The sequence below is a fragment of the Streptomyces kurssanovii genome, assembly GCF_040677245.1.
Taxonomy (GTDB): Bacteria; Actinomycetota; Actinomycetes; order Streptomycetales; family Streptomycetaceae; genus Streptomyces; species Streptomyces kurssanovii.
Genome location: NZ_JBFAQK010000008.1, coordinates 1 through 20,185, shown reverse-complemented (window position 1 = coordinate 20,185; position 20,185 = coordinate 1). Strand labels below are relative to the sequence as shown.

18 protein-coding genes are annotated in these 20,185 nt (G+C 70.0%); 11 read left to right on the top strand and 7 right to left on the bottom strand.

Annotation, left to right across the window (positions count from 1 at the left end):
• Window positions 1-83 precede the first annotated feature (83 nt).
• The 4 genes from pstS to pstB all read left to right on the top strand — a co-directional run bounded on the left by pstS (window position 84) and on the right by pstB (window position 4,165).
• Entirely contained in the window at window positions 84-1,220 is a 1,137-nt protein-coding gene (pstS, locus tag AB0K36_RS08755; protein ID WP_189468489.1) for a phosphate ABC transporter substrate-binding protein PstS, read from the top strand.
• Window positions 1,221-1,315: 95 nt separating this feature from the next.
• Entirely contained in the window at window positions 1,316-2,311 is a 996-nt protein-coding gene (pstC, locus tag AB0K36_RS08750) for a phosphate ABC transporter permease subunit PstC (protein WP_364590289.1), read from the top strand.
• Window positions 2,308-3,381 (top strand): phosphate ABC transporter permease PstA, encoded by a 1,074-nt coding sequence (pstA, locus tag AB0K36_RS08745; RefSeq protein WP_189468485.1) that lies wholly within the window; start codon window positions 2,308-2,310, stop codon window positions 3,379-3,381. The genes pstC and pstA overlap by 4 nt, the downstream gene beginning before the upstream one ends.
• A 7-nt stretch (window positions 3,382-3,388) precedes the next feature.
• A complete protein-coding gene (gene pstB / locus AB0K36_RS08740; RefSeq protein WP_159690301.1) occupies window positions 3,389-4,165 on the top strand; it encodes a phosphate ABC transporter ATP-binding protein PstB in 777 nt (258 codons plus the stop codon).
• Window positions 4,166-4,980: 815 nt separating this feature from the next.
• On the opposite strand, the gene AB0K36_RS08735 is transcribed toward pstB, so the two are convergent.
• Both AB0K36_RS08735 and AB0K36_RS08730 read right to left on the bottom strand, forming a co-directional pair.
• Window positions 4,981-5,979, bottom strand: a complete 999-nt coding sequence (locus AB0K36_RS08735) for an inorganic phosphate transporter (RefSeq protein ID WP_364590284.1) — start codon at window positions 5,977-5,979, stop codon at window positions 4,981-4,983.
• A gap of 5 nt (window positions 5,980-5,984) precedes the next feature.
• A complete protein-coding gene (locus AB0K36_RS08730) occupies window positions 5,985-6,605 on the bottom strand; it encodes a DUF47 domain-containing protein (RefSeq protein ID WP_344357841.1) in 621 nt (206 codons plus the stop codon).
• Window positions 6,606-6,798: 193 nt separating this feature from the next.
• On the opposite strand from AB0K36_RS08730, the gene AB0K36_RS08725 reads away from it, so the two are divergent.
• The gene (locus AB0K36_RS08725; RefSeq protein ID WP_229834967.1) at window positions 6,799-7,143 is read left to right on the top strand and encodes a metal-sensitive transcriptional regulator; all 345 of its coding nucleotides are present in this window, start codon (window positions 6,799-6,801) and stop codon (window positions 7,141-7,143) included.
• A gap of 100 nt (window positions 7,144-7,243) precedes the next feature.
• Here the strand turns inward: AB0K36_RS08725 and AB0K36_RS08720 are convergent, their stop codons facing one another.
• On the bottom strand, window positions 7,244-7,414 hold the full coding sequence (locus AB0K36_RS08720; RefSeq protein ID WP_189469521.1) for a hypothetical protein: 171 nt from the start codon (window positions 7,412-7,414) through the stop codon (window positions 7,244-7,246).
• A gap of 149 nt (window positions 7,415-7,563) precedes the next feature.
• Window positions 7,564-8,403, bottom strand: a complete 840-nt coding sequence (locus AB0K36_RS08715; protein WP_364590280.1) for an SCO4651 family lipoprotein — start codon at window positions 8,401-8,403, stop codon at window positions 7,564-7,566.
• 397 nt (window positions 8,404-8,800) lie between these two features.
• Between AB0K36_RS08715 and AB0K36_RS08710 the strand changes: the two genes are divergently transcribed.
• From AB0K36_RS08710 to AB0K36_RS08690, 5 genes are all read left to right on the top strand, one after another.
• Window positions 8,801-10,360, top strand: coding sequence for an FAD-binding oxidoreductase (locus AB0K36_RS08710; RefSeq protein ID WP_364590277.1), 1,560 nt, complete (start codon window positions 8,801-8,803; stop codon window positions 10,358-10,360).
• Window positions 10,361-10,495: 135 nt separating this feature from the next.
• A complete protein-coding gene (locus AB0K36_RS08705) occupies window positions 10,496-10,921 on the top strand; it encodes an SseB family protein (protein WP_100107924.1) in 426 nt (141 codons plus the stop codon).
• On the top strand, window positions 10,918-11,565 hold the full coding sequence (locus tag AB0K36_RS08700; protein WP_364590679.1) for a hypothetical protein: 648 nt from the start codon (window positions 10,918-10,920) through the stop codon (window positions 11,563-11,565). The genes AB0K36_RS08705 and AB0K36_RS08700 overlap by 4 nt, the downstream gene beginning before the upstream one ends.
• Before the next feature lie 27 nt (window positions 11,566-11,592).
• Window positions 11,593-16,269 carry a putative T7SS-secreted protein gene (locus tag AB0K36_RS08695; RefSeq protein WP_364590273.1) on the top strand — a complete coding sequence of 1,559 codons (4,677 nt, stop codon included), beginning with the start codon at window positions 11,593-11,595 and terminating at the stop codon, window positions 16,267-16,269.
• A gap of 6 nt (window positions 16,270-16,275) precedes the next feature.
• The gene (locus AB0K36_RS08690) at window positions 16,276-16,671 is read left to right on the top strand and encodes an Imm7 family immunity protein (protein ID WP_364590270.1); all 396 of its coding nucleotides are present in this window, start codon (window positions 16,276-16,278) and stop codon (window positions 16,669-16,671) included.
• An 84-nt stretch (window positions 16,672-16,755) separates the two neighbouring features.
• Here the strand turns inward: AB0K36_RS08690 and AB0K36_RS08685 are convergent, their stop codons facing one another.
• The 3 genes from AB0K36_RS08685 to AB0K36_RS08675 form a co-directional block, all read right to left on the bottom strand.
• A complete protein-coding gene (locus tag AB0K36_RS08685) occupies window positions 16,756-17,472 on the bottom strand; it encodes a phosphatase PAP2 family protein (RefSeq protein WP_364590267.1) in 717 nt (238 codons plus the stop codon).
• 249 nt (window positions 17,473-17,721) lie between these two features.
• Complete coding sequence (locus AB0K36_RS08680) at window positions 17,722-18,741, bottom strand: C40 family peptidase (RefSeq protein WP_189468467.1); 1,020 nt, start codon at window positions 18,739-18,741, stop codon at window positions 17,722-17,724.
• 188 nt (window positions 18,742-18,929) lie between these two features.
• The gene (locus AB0K36_RS08675; protein WP_364590264.1) at window positions 18,930-19,718 is read right to left on the bottom strand and encodes an SAM-dependent methyltransferase; all 789 of its coding nucleotides are present in this window, start codon (window positions 19,716-19,718) and stop codon (window positions 18,930-18,932) included.
• A gap of 221 nt (window positions 19,719-19,939) precedes the next feature.
• Between AB0K36_RS08675 and AB0K36_RS08670 the strand changes: the two genes are divergently transcribed.
• Window positions 19,940-20,110 carry a hypothetical protein gene (locus tag AB0K36_RS08670; RefSeq protein WP_167306841.1) on the top strand — a complete coding sequence of 57 codons (171 nt, stop codon included), beginning with the start codon at window positions 19,940-19,942 and terminating at the stop codon, window positions 20,108-20,110.
• Window positions 20,111-20,185 lie beyond the last annotated feature (75 nt).

The window sequence follows — 20,185 nt, the reverse complement described above, 5'->3', positions numbered from 1 at the left end:
CAGACGGTGACCGGCACGGTGCCGGTCCCCCCACCCCGACGCACGCCGCCACGGACGGCGGCAACTGGAAGGAACACCAGAAAGTGAAGCTTCAGCGCAAGAACGGGCTTCGCGCCACCGCGCTCGGCGCCCTCGCGATCTCCGGCGCCCTGGTCCTCACGGCGTGTGGCTCGGACAACAACACGGCCACCGGCCCCGACGGCGGCGACAAGACCAACGCCGCGTCGAACATCAAGTGCGACGAGGCCAAGGGCCAGATCCTCGCGGCCGGCTCGAGCGCGCAGAAGAACGCCATGGACCTGTGGGTGAAGAACTTCCAGGCCGCGTGTTCCGGCGTCGAGGTCAACTACCAGCCCATCGGCTCCGGTGGCGGCATCACCAAGTTCACCCAGGGCCAGGTGGCCTTCGCCGGCTCCGACTCCGCGCTGAAGCCGGAGGAGGTCGAGGAGTCGAAGAAGATCTGCAAGGGCGGCCAGGGGATCAACCTCCCGATGGTCGGCGGCCCCGTCGCGATCGGCTACAACCTGGAGGGCGTGGACAACCTCGTCCTCGACTCCGCGACCATCGCGAAGATCTTCGACTCGAAGATCACCAAGTGGAACGACCCGGCCATCGCCAAGCTCAACCCCGACGCGAAGCTGCCGAGCTCCTCCATCCAGGCCTTCCACCGCTCCGACGAGTCGGGCACCACGCAGAACCTGCACAAGTACCTCAGCGAGGCCGCCCCGGCCGACTGGAAGCACGACCCCAAGTCGAAGTCGTGGCTGGCCCCCGGTGGCCAGGCCGCCAACGGCTCCTCCGGTGTCGCCGCCCAGGTGAAGCAGACGCAGGGTTCGATCGGCTACTTCGAGCTGTCGTACGCGTCCTCGCAGTCGATCTCCACCGTCAAGCTGGACACCGGCGCGGCCGCCCCGGTCGACGCGACGAGCGAGAACGCCTCCAAGGCCATCGCCGCCGCCAAGGTCACGGGCACCGGCAAGGACCTGGCCCTGTCCCTCGACTACAAGACCAAGGCCGAGGGCGCCTACCCGATCATCCTCGTGACGTACGAGATCGCCTGCGACAAGGGCAACAAGGCGGAGACCCTGCCGACCCTGAAGGCGTTCCTCAACTACACCGCGAGCGAGGAGGGCCAGAAGGTCCTCACGGACGCCGGCTACGCGCCGCTGCCCGCCGAGATCGCGACCAAGGTCCGCGAGATCGTCCCCACCCTGTCCTGATGTCCGGCCGGGGCCGGTCCGCCTGAGACGGACCGGCCCCGGCATCCGGTGCACCGCCGCCTGGAGCCTGCCGGCTCCGCAGACCGGAGACCACGATGGATACAGCAACCACCACATCAGCCCCACCGCCCCGTGCCCCGCAGCAAACGGGCACCACCCGCGGCAAGCCCCGTCCCGGTGACCGCATATTCCTGGGCCTGTCCCGGGGAGCAGGCATCTTCCTGCTGGTCATCATGGCCGCGATCGCGGGATTCCTCACGTACCGCGCGGGCATCGCCATCTCGAAGGACGACGCCAACTTCCTGACCACGTCCGAGTGGAACCCGGCCGGTGACCCGCCGGTCTTCGGCATCGCGGTACTCGCCTTCGGCACCGTGGTCAGCTCGGTCATCGCGATGGTCATCGCCGTGCCGGTCGCCATCGGTATCGCGCTGTTCATCTCGCACTACGCGCCGCGGCGGATCGCCACGCCCCTCGCGTACGTCGTCGACCTGCTCGCTGCCGTGCCCAGCATCATCTACGGCCTCTGGGGCGCCATCTTCCTGGTCCCCTACCTCGACGGCCTGAACAGCTGGCTCAACGAGTACCTCGGCTGGACGTACATCTTCGAGAAGACCGGCGAAGGCGTCGCCCGCAACCTGTTCACCGTGGGCATCCTGCTCGCGATCATGATCCTGCCGATCATCACCAACGTCACCCGCGAGGTCTTCCTCCAGGTGCCGAAGATGCACGAAGAGGCCGCCCTGGCGCTCGGCGCCACCCGCTGGGAGGTCATCCGGATGTCGGTGCTGCCCTTCGGCCGCTCCGGCATCATCAGCGCCTCGATGCTGGGCCTCGGCCGTGCCCTCGGCGAGACGATGGCCGTCGCCGTCGTCCTGTCGCCGAGCTTCATCATCTCCGGGCACCTGCTCGACCCGGGCGGCGGCACCTTCGCCCAGAACATCGCCGCGAAGTTCAACGAGGCGGACGAATTCGGCCGCGACGCCCTGATCGCCTCCGGCCTCGTCCTGTTCGTGATCACGCTGGTGGTCAACGGAGCGGCCCGCGCGATCATCGCCCGCCGCAAGGAGTACTCGGGGGCCAACGCATGAGCCAGCTCGTCCAGGACAAGCGTCCGGTGGCCACCGTACGCAGCGGTCCTCTGTCCCACGCCCGCCTCCCGCGCTGGGCCCCGGCAGCCATCGCGGCCGGCTCGATCGCCGCGGGCTGCGGCATCGGCCTGGCGGCCGGCTGGCAGAGCCGCGTCCAGTGGGGCATGATCGCCGCCCTCGTCTTCGTCCTCGCCACCTACGTGATCACCACGAAGGTCGAGAACTCCCGCCAGGCCAAGGACCGCGTCGCCACCAGCCTCGTCTGGGTGTGCTTCGTGCTCGCCGTCGTGCCGCTGTTCTCGCTGGCCTGGGTCACGATCACCAAGGGCCTGGAGGTGGTCGACGGCTACTTCCTCGGCCACTCCATGAACGGCGTCCTCGACGCCGAGCCCGGCGGCGGCATCTACCACGCACTGCTCGGCACCATCGAGCAGGTCCTCATCGCCGCAGTCATCGCCGCCCCGGTCGGCCTGCTCACCGCGATCTACCTCGTCGAGTACGGGCGCGGGAAGCTGGCCAAGGCCGTCACCTTCTTCGTCGACGTCATGACCGGCATCCCCTCCATCGTCGCGGGCCTGTTCGTCCTCGCCACCTGGAACCTGATGCTCGGCTTCGGCCCCTCCGGTTTCGCCGGCGGTCTCGCCCTCGCCATCCTGATGATGCCGGTGGTCGTCCGCTCCACCGAGGAAATGCTGAAGCTGGTCCCGAACGAGCTGCGCGAAGCCTCACTCGCCCTGGGCGTACCGAAGTGGCGGACCATCCTGAAGGTGGTCCTGCCCACCGCGATCGGTGGCATCACCACCGGCGTGATGCTCGCCGTCGCGCGGGTCACCGGTGAGACCGCTCCGGTACTGCTCCTCGTTTTCGGCACGAAGCTGATCAACCCGAACCCGTTCGAAGGCGCCCAGTCCTCCCTGCCGCTGTACGTGTACGAGCAGTACGCCGTCGGCACGGACGCCTCGATCGCGCGCGCCTGGGGCGCTGCCCTGGTTCTGATCGCCTTCGTCATGATCCTCAACCTGGTGGCCCGCGGCATCGCCCGCTGGAAGGCCCCGAAGACCGGAAAGTAGAACCACCATGGCCAAGCGAATCGACGTATCGGGCCTGACCGCCTACTACGGCTCCCACAAGGCGATCGACGACATCTCCATGACCGTGGAGCCCCGCTCCGTGACCGCCTTCATCGGCCCGTCCGGCTGCGGAAAGTCCACCTTCCTGCGCACCCTCAACCGCATGCACGAGGTCACCCCCGGCGGCCGCGTCGAGGGCAAGGTGCTGCTGGACGACGAGAACCTGTACGCCAAGGACGTCGACCCGGTCGCCGTGCGCCGCACGGTCGGCATGGTCTTCCAGCGGCCCAACCCCTTCCCCACGATGTCGATCTTCGACAACGTGGCGGCGGGCCTGCGGCTGAACGGCACCTACAAGAAGAACCAGCTGGCGGAGATCGTCGAGCGCTCCCTCAGGGGCGCCAACCTCTGGAACGAGGTCAAGGACCGGCTCAACAAGCCCGGCTCCGGCCTCTCCGGCGGCCAGCAGCAGCGCCTGTGCATCGCCCGCGCGATCGCCGTCGAGCCGGACGTGCTGCTCATGGACGAGCCGTGCTCGGCGCTCGACCCGATCTCGACCCTGGCGATCGAGGACCTGATCGGCGAGCTGAAGGAGCGCTTCACGATCGTCATCGTGACGCACAACATGCAGCAGGCGGCGCGCGTCTCCGACCGCACGGCGTTCTTCAACCTCTCGGCGGTCGGCCAGCCCGGCAAGCTGATCGAGATCGACGACACCGAGCGGATCTTCGCCAACCCGTCCGTCCAGGCGACCGAGGACTACATCTCCGGCCGCTTCGGCTGACAGACGCCCCGGACCGCCGGGGAGCAGACGTCCTGGGGTGCTGCATGGCGGTGCCACCCCAAGACGAAGGGCCCGCCCCTCTCCCAGGGGGCGGGCCCAACCACTTCCTCCCCGACCGCGCCCGCGCCCCCACCTCTCCGCGGCGCGGCGACCGGGCCGGGGCGCGAGGCGCCGCCGGCGGGGCGCGAGGCGCCGCAGCGGGGCGCGAGGCGCCGCAGCCGGGGCGCGGACCGGGCGGGGCCGGGCGCGTGACGTCGCGGGCGTGTCCGGACCGGGCGGGGCCGGGCGCAACTGGGACCGATCCGGGCCACGCCGAACCCAGGTGCGATCCGGATGCCGGTCCGGTCGCGGGCGCGGGGTGCGGTGGGCTTGTCCCCTGACCCGCCCCTTCCCGAAACCGGGCTCCGCCCGGACCCGTACCGCGCTCCGCGCGGTGTCCTCAAACGCCGGACGGGCTGAGAATGCCGCTGCACGGCCCCTCAGCCCGTCGGTGAAGACGCTTCGGCCTTCCAGGGAAATGCCGGCCTCGGGCAACTCCAGCCCCGCCGGCGGTTGAGGCGCGGGGGTGCGGTGGGGGTCGCCGCCAGGCGTAGAGAGAGGAGCCTCCCGAAACACCGCGCGGTGCCGGGCCCAGGCGGGGTCCGGTCCCGGGACGGAGCGGGCCCGGTCGGCGAAGGCGCGGGGTCCGGGCCGGGGCCCGGTGCGGGGACGGGGTGGAGCCCGGGCCGGGGACGGGGCCGGGGGGCCGGGGGCGGAGCCCCCGGTTTCGGGGAGGGGCGGGTAGGGGACAGGCTCACGCCCGCCCCCACGCGCCGTCAGCCGAAGATCAGGTACACCACGCCATAGCTCGCCGCCGCCACCATCGCCGCCGCCGGCATCGTGATGAACCACCCCAGGATGATGTTCTTCGCGACACCCCACCGCACCGCGTTCACCCGCTTCGTCGCGCCGACGCCCATGATCGCCGAGGTGATCACGTGTGTCGTCGAGATCGGCGCGTGGAACAGGAACGCCGAGCCGAACATGATCGACGCACCCGTGGTCTCCGCCGCGAAGCCCTGCGGCGGGTCCAGCTCGATGATCTTGCGGCCGAGCGTCCGCATGATGCGCCAGCCACCGGCGTACGTACCGAGCGACAGCATCAGCGCACAGGCGATCTTGACCCAGGTGGGGATCGGGTCGCCCTGGTTCTCGACGTCGGCGATGACGAGGGCCATCACGACGATGCCCATCGTCTTCTGCGCGTCCTGAAGGCCGTGGCCGAGCGCCATGCCCGCCGCGGACACCGTCTGCGCGATCCGGAAGCCGCGCTTGGCCTTGTGCGGGTTGGCCCTGCGGAACATCCACATGATGCCGACCATCACCAGGTAGCCGGCGGCCATACCGACGAGCGGCGAGATGAACATCGGGATGACGACCTTCTCGAGCACCCCGGTCCAGATCACCTCGGTCCCGCCGGCGAGCGCCGCTCCGACCATGCCGCCGAACAGCGCGTGCGACGAGGAGGAGGGCAGCCCGAAGTACCAGGTGATCAGGTTCCAGACGATCGCGCCGACCAGCGCCGCGAACAGGATGCCCATGCCGCGCGAGCCGACGGGCGTCTCGATGAGCCCCTCGCTGACGGTCTTGGCGACGCCCTGTCCGAGGAAGGCGCCCGCGAGGTTCATCACCGCGGCCATCGCCAGTGCCACGCGCGGTGTCAGCGCCCTCGTGGAGACCGATGTCGCGATCGCGTTCGCGGAGTCGTGGAAGCCGTTGGTGTACGTGAAGAAGAGCGCGACCCCGATGGTCACGACCAGGGCAAAGGTGTCCACGTGGTTCAGGACTCCTTGACCGCGATGGTCTCCACCGTGTTCGCCACGTGCTCGAACGCGTCAGCGGCCTCTTCGAGCACGTCGACGATCTGCTTCAGCTTGAGGACCTCGATGGCGTCGTACTTGCCGTTGAAGAGGTGGGCGAGCAGCTTGCGGTGGATCTGGTCCGCCTGGTTCTCCAGCCGGTTGACCTCGATCCAGTACTCGGTGAGGTTCTCCATCGTCCGCAGGTGCGGCATGGCCTCGGCCGTCAGCTCCGCGGCCCGCGCCAGGACCTCGATCTGCTGCTCGACACCCTTGGGCAGCTCTTCGACGTTGTAGAGGACGACCAGGTCGACGGCCTCCTCCATGAAGTCCATGATGTCGTCGAGGGACGACGCGAGGTTGTAGATGTCCTCGCGGTCGAAGGGCGTGATGAACGAGGAGTTCAGCTGGTGGAAGATCGCGTGGGTGGCGTCGTCCCCGGCATGCTCGGCGGCCCGCATCCGTTCCGCGATCTCGGCCCTGGCGGAGGATTCCGCCCCGAGCAGTTCCATCAGGAGCTTCGAGCCCGTGACGATGTTGTCCGCGGAAGCGGAGAACATGTCGTAGAAGCTCGTCTCCCTGGGGGTCAGACGAAATCGCACGTGGGGTCCTCGGGGTGCTTGGATTCGGTCAGGCTGATGCTAGGCGCATCATCCGGCCACGGCTAACCGGCAGTATCCCAGTGTCGCCCATGAGAACAAGGCGATCGGCACGGACCCCCACCGGATTCCACGCGATTCGTTACCATATACCCACGAGGGGTATACACCCCTTTCGGGACAACGGGAGGACACGATGACGACCACCGAGGCGGCCGGCCTTCCGGTCACGGAGCACGAGACCGACCACGACCGCGGCGTGCACGGGTACCACAAGCAGAAGGACGAACACCTGAAGCGGCTGCGCCGTATCGAGGGCCAGATCCGCGGCCTGCAGCGGATGGTCGACGAGGACGTGTACTGCATCGACATACTCACTCAGGTCTCCGCCTCGACCAAGGCCCTGCAGTCCTTCGCGCTCCAGCTGCTCGAGGAGCACCTGCGGCACTGCGTCGCGGACGCGGCGGTGAAGGGCGGCGCCGAGGTGGACGCCAAGGTGGAGGAAGCGACGAAGGCCATCGCCCGCCTGCTGCGCACCTGACCGGCGGCCGCGCGTGGCTTGATCTTTACGGTCTCCGCCGGGTGCGGCACCGGCCGGGCCGGCCCGCGCCGGGACCGGTCGCCAGGGCCGCGGCGCTCCCTCACCGGCAGGCGGCCCGCTCGGCCGCCACCATCAGGACCTCGTCGATACGGTCCGCGCTGAGTCGCTCCTCCGCGGCGGCCGACGCGGCGATCATCAACTCGCCGCACAGCTCGATCTCGGCGAGGGCCACGTGGTCGTCCTGGACGGTGCTCGTACTGGGCGGGGCCACGTGCAATCACCTCTTCCGGCCGATGTCGGTTTCCTAGCGTAGGGAGCGATGCACGCGCTGCGCATGGCACGTCCGGACCATTTAGGTTCTGACTCTCCCGGCCCAGGTTCCCCTGGCCTCCCCCGCGCGGACGGGCCCGTCCGGCACGCTCAGGCCTCGACCCTCCCGGAGTAGATGTCCTTCTCGTCCGGGAGCTGGACGACGACCCGCGCCCCGAAGTCGAAGAGGACCGTGGTCGACGTGACGTCGACCGTACGGCCCTCATTGACGAACGCGAAGCGGTGCCGCACCTTCCGGAGCCTGCCCGCCTCGTCCAGGTAGGCATCGAACGGCACCACGTCCCTGGCGAACCCTTTCGCCGCTGCGGCCAGTGACGCTCTCGCATGAGGTTCCGCGACCCGCGCCGCCCGCCCGATGTCCGTGACGCCCTTGAAGTGCCGTACCTTCTGGCCCGAGATCTCCACATCGCCGACGTATGTCACCTGGTCCGCGCCACGGAGCAGTTCGGCGGCGGTGAGCGGGTCGGTCGCGCCGCCCGTCACCAGGTTCCCGTCGTCCAGGGTGGTCGTGTCCACCCTGACCCACTTGTCCGCGGGCACACCCGCGCCCCGGTTCTTCATGTACAGGGCGCCGGACGTCAGCAGTTCGGTGATGGGTTTGTGCTCGTCCTCGCCGGCGGCGTCCGGCGGCAGTACGACCTTCAGCCTGCCCACGCCCCGGGCGAAGTCGTATCCGCCCTCGCCCCGGATGGTGACCCGGGTGCCGCCCGACGCCATCTCCATGGACGTACGCGCCTTGGAGCTCCTGGCCCCGGTCAGCGCGTCAGCGGCTCTGCGTACCTCGTCCGCCGCGCCGCCGGACCTGCCCGCGGCAGGTCCGTTGCCGTCCTCCGCGGCAGCGCCCGGGTCCGAGCATCCCCCGCCCGCCACCACGGCCATGGCCGCCAGGACGGCGACCGCTCCGCCCCTGCGCTTGTGCTGCACCACCATTGCCTGCCAACCCCCAACACCGGACCGCCGCTTGTACGGGTCCCCCCTTGCCCTCCGCCCGAGGGGCCGGGGAACGACCCATTCGCATAACGACCGCCCCGGCACGTCGTCACGCCGGTCCCGGGGGCTTTGCGGCCCCCGGCGCCGCAGTACCGTTGACCCGTGCCCCAGCAGGACCCCTCGGCCGGCGCCCCGGCGACGCATACGACGACCACGGTCGAACGCGGCTCCTTCGCCGTGGCCCGCTGCACCTGCGGCTGGTCAGGACCGGCCAGACGGTCCCGTGACCGGGCCCGTAGCGACGCCCGGTCCCACGTTCCGGCCCCCACGTCCTGACCGCGCCGTCGGCCCGGGAACCTGCCGGCGCCGGGAGCCGTCTCGTTCCCCAGGAGGTTCCATGGACCGGCGTGCGCTGCTGACCACCGCTGTCGCCCTCACCGCGGCCGCCGCTACGGGCTGCACGGAAAAGGAGGCAGGCACCGCACCGGGCACCACCGCCCCCGTACCCACCTCGCCCGCCCCCTCGGCCACCAGGACCGCCGCCGCGGACTGGGCCGCCCTCGCCCGAAGCCTCGACGGGCAGCTGATCCGGCCCGGGGACGCGGCGTACGCGAGCGCCCGGCAGCTGTACAACACGCGCTTCGACTCGCTGAAGCCGGCGGCCGTCGCCTATGTGGCGGGCGAGGAGGACGTGAAGGAATGCCTCGCCTACGCCCGGGCACACGGCACTCCGGTGTCCATCCGCAACGGCGGCCATTCCTACGGCGGCTGGTCCTCGGGCAACGGACGCCTCGTCATCGACGTGTCACTGCTGGACCGGATCAGGGCCGACGGCTCGATGGGCGCCGGCGCCAAACTCATCGACGTCTACAACACCCTGGCCCGGCACGGCCGTACCGTCCCCGCGGGCTCCTGCCCCACGGTCGGCGTCTCCGGTCTCGCACTCGGCGGCGGCCACGGTGTCACCTCCCGCGCCTACGGGCTGACCTGCGACAGCCTGACCGAGGCGACGGTCGTCACCGCCGACGGCAGGGCGCTGACCGCGAACGCCGACGAGAACAAGGACCTCTTCTGGGCGCTGCGCGGCGCCGGGAACGGCAACTTCGGTGTGGTGACCCGGCTGCGCTTCCGCACCAGCCCCACCCCTGACACCGTCACCGCGTATCTCAACTGGCCGTGGCAGAAGGCGGAACCCGTGCTCGCCGCCTGGCAGCGCTGGGGCCCCGACCAGCCGGACGAGATCTGGTCCTCGCTCCATCTCTCAGCGGGTCCCGGCGGCTCCCGTCCCACCCTGTCCGTCGTCGCCTTCACGCTCGGCGCGGAGAGCGATCTGCAGAACGCGGTCGACCGGCTCGCGGGCGCGGCCGGCTCGGCCCCCTCCTCCGTCGCCCTGCGCCCCCGCGGCTACCGGGACGCCATGCTCGGCTACGCGAACTGCCTCTCCCTCAGCGAGGACCAGTGCAGGCTGCCGGGCAGCACCCCCGGCCGCGGCCGGCGCGGCGCCCTGCCCCGTGAGACGTACGCCTCGGCCTCCGACTTCTACGACCGCGACATCGCCGCCGGCGGTCTGCGCGCGCTGATCGCGGCGGCGGAGGCCTTCACCCGTCTCCCGGCCGGCGCGGGCGGCGGTGGTTCGATCGCGCTGACCGCGCTCGGCGGCGCGGTGAACCGGGTGGATCCACTGGCGACGTCGTTCGTGCACCGGCGCTCCCGGATGCTGGCCCAGTACATCGCCGCCTGGCGGCCCGGCACCGGCGGCACCCCGCAGCAGTCCTGGCTGCGGGACACTCATGCGTCGATGCGGCGCTACGCGTCGGGATCGGCGTACCAGAACTACGCCGATCCGACCCTGTCCGACTGGCGCCGGGCCTACTACGGACCTGCCCTCGGCCGGCTCACCCGGCTGAAGAAGCGGTACGACCCGGACCGCCTGTTCGACTACCCGCAGGCGCTGTAGCGTCGGCCCCCGCGCGCTGTCGCTCGCTCATGGAGAACGTGTGAAACACCTCGGCACACTGGAACCACCATGCCCGGAAGGTGCGTTGTTTCCTACGATTCGAAAGCTGGCAGTGGCTGATCGAAGGGGTCCCGGATGAACACGGACACACCGCTCGAGGAGCGGATCGCGGAGCTGCGGGCCGGAATCGGCGATCCACGGGCCATGGTCGGGGAGTTGCGGCGCGCTGTCGTTCTGGTCCCGCTGGAGGGTGGCGGGCTGTGGACCGCCGAGTCCGGCGGGGTCCGTTGGATCCTCGGATTCAGCGACGAGGAGGCCCTCGCCCGATTCGCCCGGGCGCGGGATGCCGGTGACGGGCGGGACACCGGCCGCTCCTGGGAGTTCGCGGCACTGCTCGGCGCGCGACTGCTGGACGAGATCGTGCCGGCGATCGGAGTTCCGGCAGGCCTGGCGATGAACGTCGCCGACCCCGACGGGGCCATGCTCTTTCCGCCGGTCATGGGCATCGTGCCCGACGCCGTGGCCGTCGATGTCGACGAAACCCCCGGAGGACAGGGCTGATGGGCAGCGGTGCGGAGGACCTCGGCGTCGACCGCCACAGCGTCCAGCGGATCACTCATGGGCTGCGTGCCGCGGTGTCCGAGCTGCGGGAGGTCGGCACCGGGACCGGATCGGTGCTGGGCAAGGGGTTCTCGGAGCTGGCGATGACCGGGATGGAGGTCGGCCACTACGACCTGTCGGTCGACTTCGAGGACTACGCCGAGCGCTGGGAGTGGGGGGTGCGGGCCCTCGTCCAGGACGCGAACGCGATCGCGGCGAAGCTCGGGCTCGCAGCCGGTCTGATCTGGGAGGAGGACCAGTACGTCCAGGGCACCTTCAAGATCGTCGTGAACGCGGGCGTCGGGAACCCCCACGCGTCCGAGGACGAGATCGTCAGCCAGAACTGGGGAGACGTCTTCACCCCGGACTACCTGGACCCGGACTACAGCCCCGAATCGTTCCAGCGGGCGGGGGACGAGGCCGCTCAGACATGGAAGGACACCGGCCGCGCTCTGCTGACCGAAGGCAACGGCGGCCGGCGTACGAGCGCGCTGAACGACCTCATCGGTATCGACCAGGAGGACTTCGACCGGGCGGTGGACGACACGTTCGGACCGTCGCCGGAAGAGCGGGCCCGTCAGCAGCAGGGCGACGCCGGAAACTGATCCACGAGCAACGGGGGACGTTGAGCAATGGGTATCGGCGATTTCGTCAGTGACATCACACCGGATGTGGTGGAGGACGCGGTCGAGGACGCCACCGAGTGGGCCGGCGACCGTGTCGAGGACGCCGGGAACTGGACCGCGGACCGACTCGAGGACGTCGGCTGGGAGTCCGGTGCCGACTGGGTTCGCGAGCAGTCCCGTTCCCTCGCGAACAGGATGGGCGCCGAGGTCGACGAGATGAACCTCGGGCAGACCGAGGACAAGAGCAAACTCGTCTACGGCAGCCCCTCCAAGCTCCGCTCCACCGCCTCCCATCTCAAGGACTTCAAGCAGGCGTTCAACAATGTCGGCCTGGGCCTCGAGGGCCTGGACTCGGACTCGCTCAAAGGACAGGCGGCGGACGCGTTCCGCCGGACGGTGGCCATCGAGCCGCCCAAGTGGTTCAAGGCCGCCGACGCGGCCGAGAAGGCGGCAGGAGCCCTGGAGTCGTTCGCCGGAACGGTGGAGTGGGCGCAGGGCCGGGCGCAGACAGCCATCGAGAAGTGGAAGGCGGGTACCAAGGCGTCCGAGGAGGCCATGGACGCCCACAACAAGAAGGTCGACGAGTACAACAAGGCCGCCGACCGCTACAACGCCCAACCGGCCGACCAGCGCGATCCGGCGTCGCTGCCGCCGAAGCCCGGCGCCTTCACCGATCCGGGCAAGGCGCAGATGGAGGAGGCCCAGGAGATCCTGGCCGAGGCCAGAAAGCAGCGCAACACCGCGGCCGAGACCGCGCGCAAGGCCGTCCAGGCGGCCAGGGACGCCGCCCCGCCCAAGCCGTCGTACGCCGAGCAGGCCGTGGACGGCCTGAGCGAACTCGAGATCATGAAAACCCACTTCGGTGGCGGGATCATCAAGGGCACCGCCGGACTGCTCACCTTCGTCCGCAGCGTCAACCCTCTCGACCTGTACAACATCACCCACCCCGCCGAGTACGCCCTGTCGCTGAACAACATGGCCGCGGGTCTCGTCCAGGTGGCCAACGATCCCTGGGGCGCGGGCAAGCAGATGCTCGACGACTTCATGAAGGACCCGGCCGAGGGCTTCGGCAGGCTGGTTCCCGACGCGCTGCTGGCCGTCGCGACCGGCGGCGCGGGCGCGGGAGTCAAAGGTGTCCGCCTCGCCGACGACCTGTCCGACGCCGCGCGCAGGGCGGACAACGCCGCGGACGCCAGCCGCAAGGTCACGGACAAGTGCTGTGGCCGAGAGCCGGTGGACTTCGCGACGGGACGCATGCTGCTGGCGGAATCCGATGTGTTCCTGCCGGGGACGCTGCCGCTGGAATTCCGGCGTGACCACGAGTCGTCGTACCGGGCGGGACGCTGGTTCGGACCGAGCTGGTCGTCCACGATCGACCAGCGTCTGACGGTCGACTCCCTCGGCGTGGTCTTCCACGGCGAGGACAATCTCCTGCTGGCCTTTCCCCACCCGGCGCCGGGCCTGCCCGTGCTCGCGGAGGCCGGACCGCGCTGGCCGCTGGAGCGGAACGTGGACGGCGGTTACGTCCTCACCGACCCGGACAGCGGCCACGTCCGGCGCTTCCTCGCCCCGTCCGGGGTGGAACCCGGCGGTGACGGCATCGCCCCTCTGGCCGAGATCGAGGACCGCAACGGTCACACGATCACCGCCGAGTACGACGAAACGGGAGCGCCGCTGTCCCTCTCCCACTCCGGTGGATACCGGTTGGTGTTCACCACGGAGGACGGCCGGATCACCTCGCTGCGTCTGGACGACGCCACACCGGGCGCCCCGGAGCCGAGCAGCACCGAGCTCGTCCGGTACGGGTACCGGGACGGCGACCTCACCGAGGTCACCAGGTCCTCGGGCCTTCCGCTGCGCTTCGAGTACGACTCCGAGAGCCGCATCACCGCGTGGACCGACACCAACGGCTCCAGCTTCACGTTCGTCTACGACGAGCACGACCGCTGCGTCAGCCAGACCGGCACGGAAGGACATCTGCGGACGGAGTTCCAGTACTCGGAGCCGGACACCACGACAGGTCTGCGCACCACCACCGTCACCGACTCCCTCGGCCATGTCTGGCGCTACACGGTCAACGCCCGCCTTCAGGTGATCGCCGAGACCGATCCGACCGGTGCGACCGTCCGCACGACGTACGACCGTTACAACCGGCTGCTGACACGCACCGATCCGCTGGGCGCGACGACGGTGTTCGACTACGACGACGACGGGCACCTCACCGGTGTCACCCACGCCGACGGCAGCAGGATGCACGCCACGTACAACGGCCTCGGGCTGCCCGTGGAGCTGACGAGGGAGGGCGGCGCGCGCTGGCGGCAGGAGTTCGACGAGCGCGGCAACCGGCTCTCCGTCACGGACCCGGCGGGCCGCACCACTCGGTACACCCACGACGGCCGGGGCCACGTCACCTCGATCACCGACGCCCAAGGACAGGTCACGCGGCTGCGGCACGACCCCGCCGGCCTGTTGCTCGAACAGGAGGAACCCACCGGCGGGGTCACGCGCTACATCAGGGACACCTTCGGCCGCATCACCGCGCTCGTCCGGCCGGACGGCGCCGTGTCCCGCTTCGAGTGGACACCCGAGGGCAGGCTCGAGCGCCGCACGGGACCGGACGGAGCGACCGAGACCTGGACGTACGACGGCGAGGGGAACTGCGTCCGTCACACCGATCCCATGGGCGGCGTCACGCACTTCACGTACACCCACTTCGATCTGCTGGCGTCGCGCACCGACCCCGACGGCACCCGCCATGAATTCGAACACGACACCGAGCTGCGTCTCACCCGAGTGACCGGCCCCCATGGGCTCGACTGGTCCTACACGTACGACAGCGCGGGCAGGCTCATCGCCGAGACCGACTTCGACGACCGCACGGTCGGATACGAGGTGGATCCCCTCGGCCGGGTGTCCGCCCGCATCACCCCGCTGGGCGAGGTCATCCGCTACGAACGTGACGTCCGCGGGCGGGTGACGAGCAAGGACGCCGCCGGACACGTCACGTCGTACAGCTATGACGCGGCCGGACGGCTGGTTCAGGCCGTCGGCCCCGAGAGCGAGGTCGTCTACCAGTACGACCGCGAGGGGCGGGTCAAGGCCGAACTCGTCGACGGCCGGGCCGTCACGTACGCCTACGACACGGCCGGGCGCCGCGTACGGCGGACGACCCCGGGCGGCCAGGTGACCTCGTACGCGTACGACGCCTCCGGCCGTGCCGCCCAACTGGTCGTCGGCGGACACCGGGTGGACTTCGAACGGGACCGGACGGGCCGTGAGGTGGTCCGCCGGGTCGGCGAGGCGATCACCCTGACATCCCGGCGCGACGAGGCCGGGCGCGTCACGGCGCAGGAGATCTCGGCCGGTGGCCGCAGCCTCAACCGGCGCAGCTACACCTACCGCGAGGACGGCCACCTCACGGAGATCGACGACGCGCTGAACGGACGCCGCCACTTCCGGCTCGACGCCGTCGGCCGGGTCAACGCGGTCACCGCTGCCGGCTGGACCGAGTCGTACGCCTATGACCGGCTCGGCAACCAGACCTCCGCGTCCTGGCCGGACCGGCACGCCGACCGGGAAGCCGCCGGCGACCGGACGTACGCGGGGACCCGGGTGGTGCGTGCCGGCGCCAACCGCTACGAGCACGACGCCGCCGGGCGCATGATCCGGCGTACCAGGAGCCGACTGTCCAAGAAGCCCGCGACCTGGCGCTATTCGTACGACGTGGAGGACCGGCTCGTCGAGGCCGTCACACCCGACAACACGGTCTGGCGCTACCGCTACGACCCACTGGGGCGCCGTACGAGCAAGGAACGCATGGCGCCCGACGGAGGCGTCGCGGAGCGGATCGACTTCACCTGGGACGGCACGCTGCTGGCGGAGCAGACCACCAGGCCCGCCGATGCCCCGGTGGTCACACTGACCTGGGACCACCATGGGCTCACCCCTGTCGCCCAGACGGAACGGCTCGCCGACACCGCGACAGGGCAGGAGATCGACACCCGGTTCTTCGCCATCGTCACCGATCTCATCGGCACACCCACCGAACTCGTCGACGACGAGGGATCCATCGCCTGGCGCAGCCGCACCACTCTGTGGGGCACCACGACCTGGAACACGGACGCCACCGCGTACACCCCCCTCCGGTTCCCCGGCCAGTACTACGACCCGGAAACCGGCCTCCACTACAACCACCACCGCTACTACGACCCGCAGACCGCCCGCTACACCACCCCCGACCCCCTGGGACTGGCACCGGCGCCCAACCCCGTCGCCTACGTCCACAACCCGCACACCTGGAGTGACCCCCTCGGCCTCGCCCCGTACGAGAACAACGGTGGGCTCGGCGAGCTGGTGAAGGTGAACAAGCCCGACCCGGCGGCCGACGCGCTGGCGGAGCGGCTCGGCGGCGAATCACGGGTCAAGTTCGAGAACGACCCGAAGGGGCGGGAGATCGACGCCATCAGCGACGAGTACGTCGCACAGTCGAAACCGGAAGGAATGCAGATGGGCAGCGCCCTCCGGAACCAGGCAAAGGCGACATTCGAGTACGCGCTACAATCCGGCCGCACCCCGTACTTCCATTTCGACGGCGAGCCCGGTCCCGGAGTGATCGACAAACTGAAGGAATACGGCCGCCGTTACGGGATCGAGCCGGTCATCGACACGACTCCGCTGGAATAGAGGACGATGTACGAGTTTCACGGCTGGTTCGGGATCGCCGAGTCCCCCGAGGAGGCCGATGCGGGCACTCTCGACCCGGGCATCGCCGATCTGCGGCAGCGCATCGCGGGAATCGACTGGGCGACGGGCGAAGTGGCGCTGAAGGTCCACAACGGCGAGTACTTCGTGCTGGCCAACGGTCTGATGAACCGTCGCCGTGACGAGGCCGCGGACCTCGACGGCCTGCTGCACCACATCGCCACCCGCTTCCCCGGCTCCTGGGGCCTGCTCTACGAGCGCTCCGCCGACATGGACGAGCCGCCGGGACAGGGGGCCTTCCGCGTCCGCGTCATGGCCCGGGGGGAGATCCAGGTCCGCCTGGACCCGTTCCTCTCCCCGGTCCGGCCGGTCATCGAGGACTGACGCGCCACGCCCCGGACCCGCCGACACCCCCGGACGCGCCGGAGGCGGACCGGCCCCGGACGGGAGCAGGTCCGAGGCCGCGAGTCAGGCCGCCAGGCCGTTCTCGCCCTTGCCCTCGGCCCTCGGCTCCGGGATGTCCAGCGACTCGGGCCGCAGCGAACCGCCCGCCGAGGCCCGCTTGGAGCGCACCAGCCACCCGAAGTGGCGTGAGCCCGCGATCGCCGACACCAGCGGTGTCAGCAGCGCGAGAGCCGGCGGGGCGAGCAGCAGCGCCACCGCCGTACCGAGCGCGAATCCGCCGATGACATCCGTCGGGTAGTGCACGCCCATGTAGACACGGCAGAAACCCTCGGCGAAGGCGAGACCCAGCGCGGCGACGCCGAACCTGCGGTTCGCCACGAACAGCCCGGCGGCGATCGCCATCGCCATCGTGGCGTGGTCGCTCACGAACGAGTAGTCGGTCTTGCCGGCGACGAGAACCTCGAGGCCCTCGTGGGAGAGGAAGGGCCGCGGCCGCTCCACGAAGCCCCGGATGGGGATGTTGACGAGCAGCGCGATACCGGCGGCGAGCGGTGCCCAGATCAGCCCGGCGACCGCCGAGACCGAGTCCTCCGCGCTGCCGCGCCGGCGCACGCTCCACCAGCACCAGAGGACGACCAGCACGAGGGCGAGCATGATCCCGTACTCGCCGACGAACTCCATGGTGCGGTCGAGCCAGGTGGGCGCGTCCTTGGCGAGGCCGTTGATGTCGTAGAGCAGGCCGACATCCGGGTTCACGCCGTCTGCTGCGAGTCCAGCCATCTGCTGCGGCCCCTTGCCTTGTGCCTGCCGGCGCACCTGCCTGTGCGCCGTCCTGAATCAACCCCCGTGGTCAGTGCGGTGTCTGCTGCATGGTCAGTGCGGCCTTCCCTGCCCAGGGAACGACGTGATCGGCGGTCACGTTCCACTCTCCACCGAACGATCACCATGACGTTATCGAAGAGTGATACGTCGTCGCAGCTCAGAGCCCTGTCGCCACCGTCGTGTTCCAGCCACTCGGATGCCTTCCGCTCATGCCTCGGGAGCCTTGGGCAGGTCTGTCGGCAGGGCGCGCGCGCCGTCCTCCGTGACGCGTGTCGCGCCGAAGTAGTCCGGGGTGTCGATCTTGTCGAACCGGATCACCGCACCGGTGTACGGGGCGTTGATCATGTACCCGCCACCGACGTACAGCCCCACGTGCCGGATCGCCCTCGAGTTGGTCAGGTCGTCGGAGAAGAAGACCAGATCGCCCGGCAGCAGCTCGTCCCGCGACGGGTGCGGCCCGGCGTTGTACTGGTCGTTGGCCACCCGGGGCAGCTCGATCCCCACCGTGCGGTAGGCCGCCTGCGTCAGGCCCGAGCAGTCGAAACGCCCGCCCTGCTCGGGCGTTCCGTTGCCGCCCCACAGGTACTTGGTGCCCAGTTTCTGCTGTGCGAAGTAGATCGCCCCGGCCGCCTGCTTCGACGGCTCCACCCGGCCGACCGGCTTGGCGAAGCTCTGCTCGAGCGTCCGGATGACCTTCACGTAGTTCTGCGTCTCACGGTACGGAGGCACACCGCCGTACTTGATCACCGCGTAGGCGCCCGCGTTGTACGCGGCGAGCATGTTGTCGGTCGGATCACCCGGCGCCTTGCGAACATATCCGGCCAGTTCACAGTCGTACGAGGCCGCCGACGGAATCGCGTCGGCCGGATCCCACACGTCACGGTCCCCGTCCTTGTCCCCGTCGATCCCGTGCGTCGCCCAGGTGCCCGGGATGAACTGCGCGATGCCCTGCGCGGCGGCGTGGCTCTGCGCCTTCGGGTTCCAGCCGCTCTCCTGGTAGAGCTGCGCGGCGAGCAGCGCGGGGTTGATGGCCGGGCAGAGGTTCCCCCACTTCTGCACCAGCGGCTGGTACTTCGCCGGCACGGCCCCCTTCGCCAGCCCCACCGCCCCGTTCTTGTCACCGCCGAGGAGTCCGGAGGCGGCGGAGAACGTGCCGACGACGAGCAGCGCGACGAAGCACAGGCAGAACCCGATCGAGAGCCCCGCGACCAGCCACGCCTTACGCACCGTCAAACACCCCTCAGCGCCCGGTAGTCCGCTTCGGCGTCAGTCTAGGCGGCCGCCCCCGCCCCGTGGAGGCGCTCGACCGGGCGCACCGGGTCACCATGTCCGCCGTCCTCGACGAGGCCCGCGGGTGACCACGCTGTTCCCGGAGCGGGCCGGGTCGGCGGGCACGGCCCCCGCCCGACGCGCCGCTACGGCTTGCGCCCCACGCCCCCGTACATCGCGACCTCTTCCGGGGTGAGCGGCTCGGCGGCGTCCGGGCGCCAGCGGTTGCAGGAGACCACGCCGGGAGGCAGCAGCTCCAGGCCGTCGAAGTAGCGCTCAACCTGCTCCGGCGTGCGCTGGGTGAGACGCGGGGTGCCGTGCTCGTTCCAGAAGGCGACCGCCGCGTCCACGTCCGGCATCGACGGGCTGGTGATCGTGTGCGACAGCGCGAGGTGGCTCCCGGACGGCAGCGCGTCCATGAGCCGGCGCACCACCCCGTACGACTCCTCGTCGTCCTCGATGAAGATCACTACGCCGAGCAGCATCAGCGCGACGGGCTCGGAGAAGTCGAGCGTCTTCGCGGCCTGCTCCAGAATCGTGTCGATGTCCCGCAGATCGGCGTCGAGATAGTCGGTACTGCCTTCCGCGGTGCCGGTCAGCAGGGCGCGGGCGTGCACGAGGACGAGCGGGTCGTTGTCCACGTAGACGATGCGCGCGTCCGGGGCGACGCTCTGGGCCACCTGGTGGGTGTTGTCGGCGCTCGGCAGACCCGTCCCGATGTCCAGGAACTGACGGATTCCGGCCGATCCGGCGAGATGCCGCACGGCGCGACCGAGGAACCTACGATCGGCCAGGGCGTAGTCGCCGATACCCGGATGCAGTGTCCGGATCTGGTCGCCGACCTCCCTGTCGACCGGATAATTGTCCTTGCCACCGGTCCAGTAGTTCCAGATCCGCGCCGTGTGAGGGCGCGTGGAGTCTATGCGAGCGGCCATGGGCGCGTTTTCGGTCACCCGGCGAAGCGTAGGCAACTCGCGCTGTGAACAACAGGGTTGGGTAGAGACCGGCACAGACGCCACGGCGGCACCCCGGACCCCGCGAAACTGGTCTGGACCAGTTGCCGCTACTCTGTGTGACACAGCCCAGAAGGCTGAGGTCAGACCCCCCTCCGGTGACCACGGCGGGGACCGGTAACACAGCACCACAGGAGCAACACGTGAAGAACGCTGCGAGCGTGACGGACACACCCGCCACACAGGACGCCCGCAACGGGGGAAGAGCAGAACGCCGAAGCAGTGACGCCGGCGGCACGGTGGCGACGGTGACCTTCATCGCACTCCTCGCCATCGCCCTGGGAGTGCTCGGCTACATGGTGGCCATCCGCTGAACCGGACCGGGCCGAGGCCCGGCGAGCACCACGGCGGCGCGGATCCCGACGGGCCTCGTCGAGGACGGCCAGCAC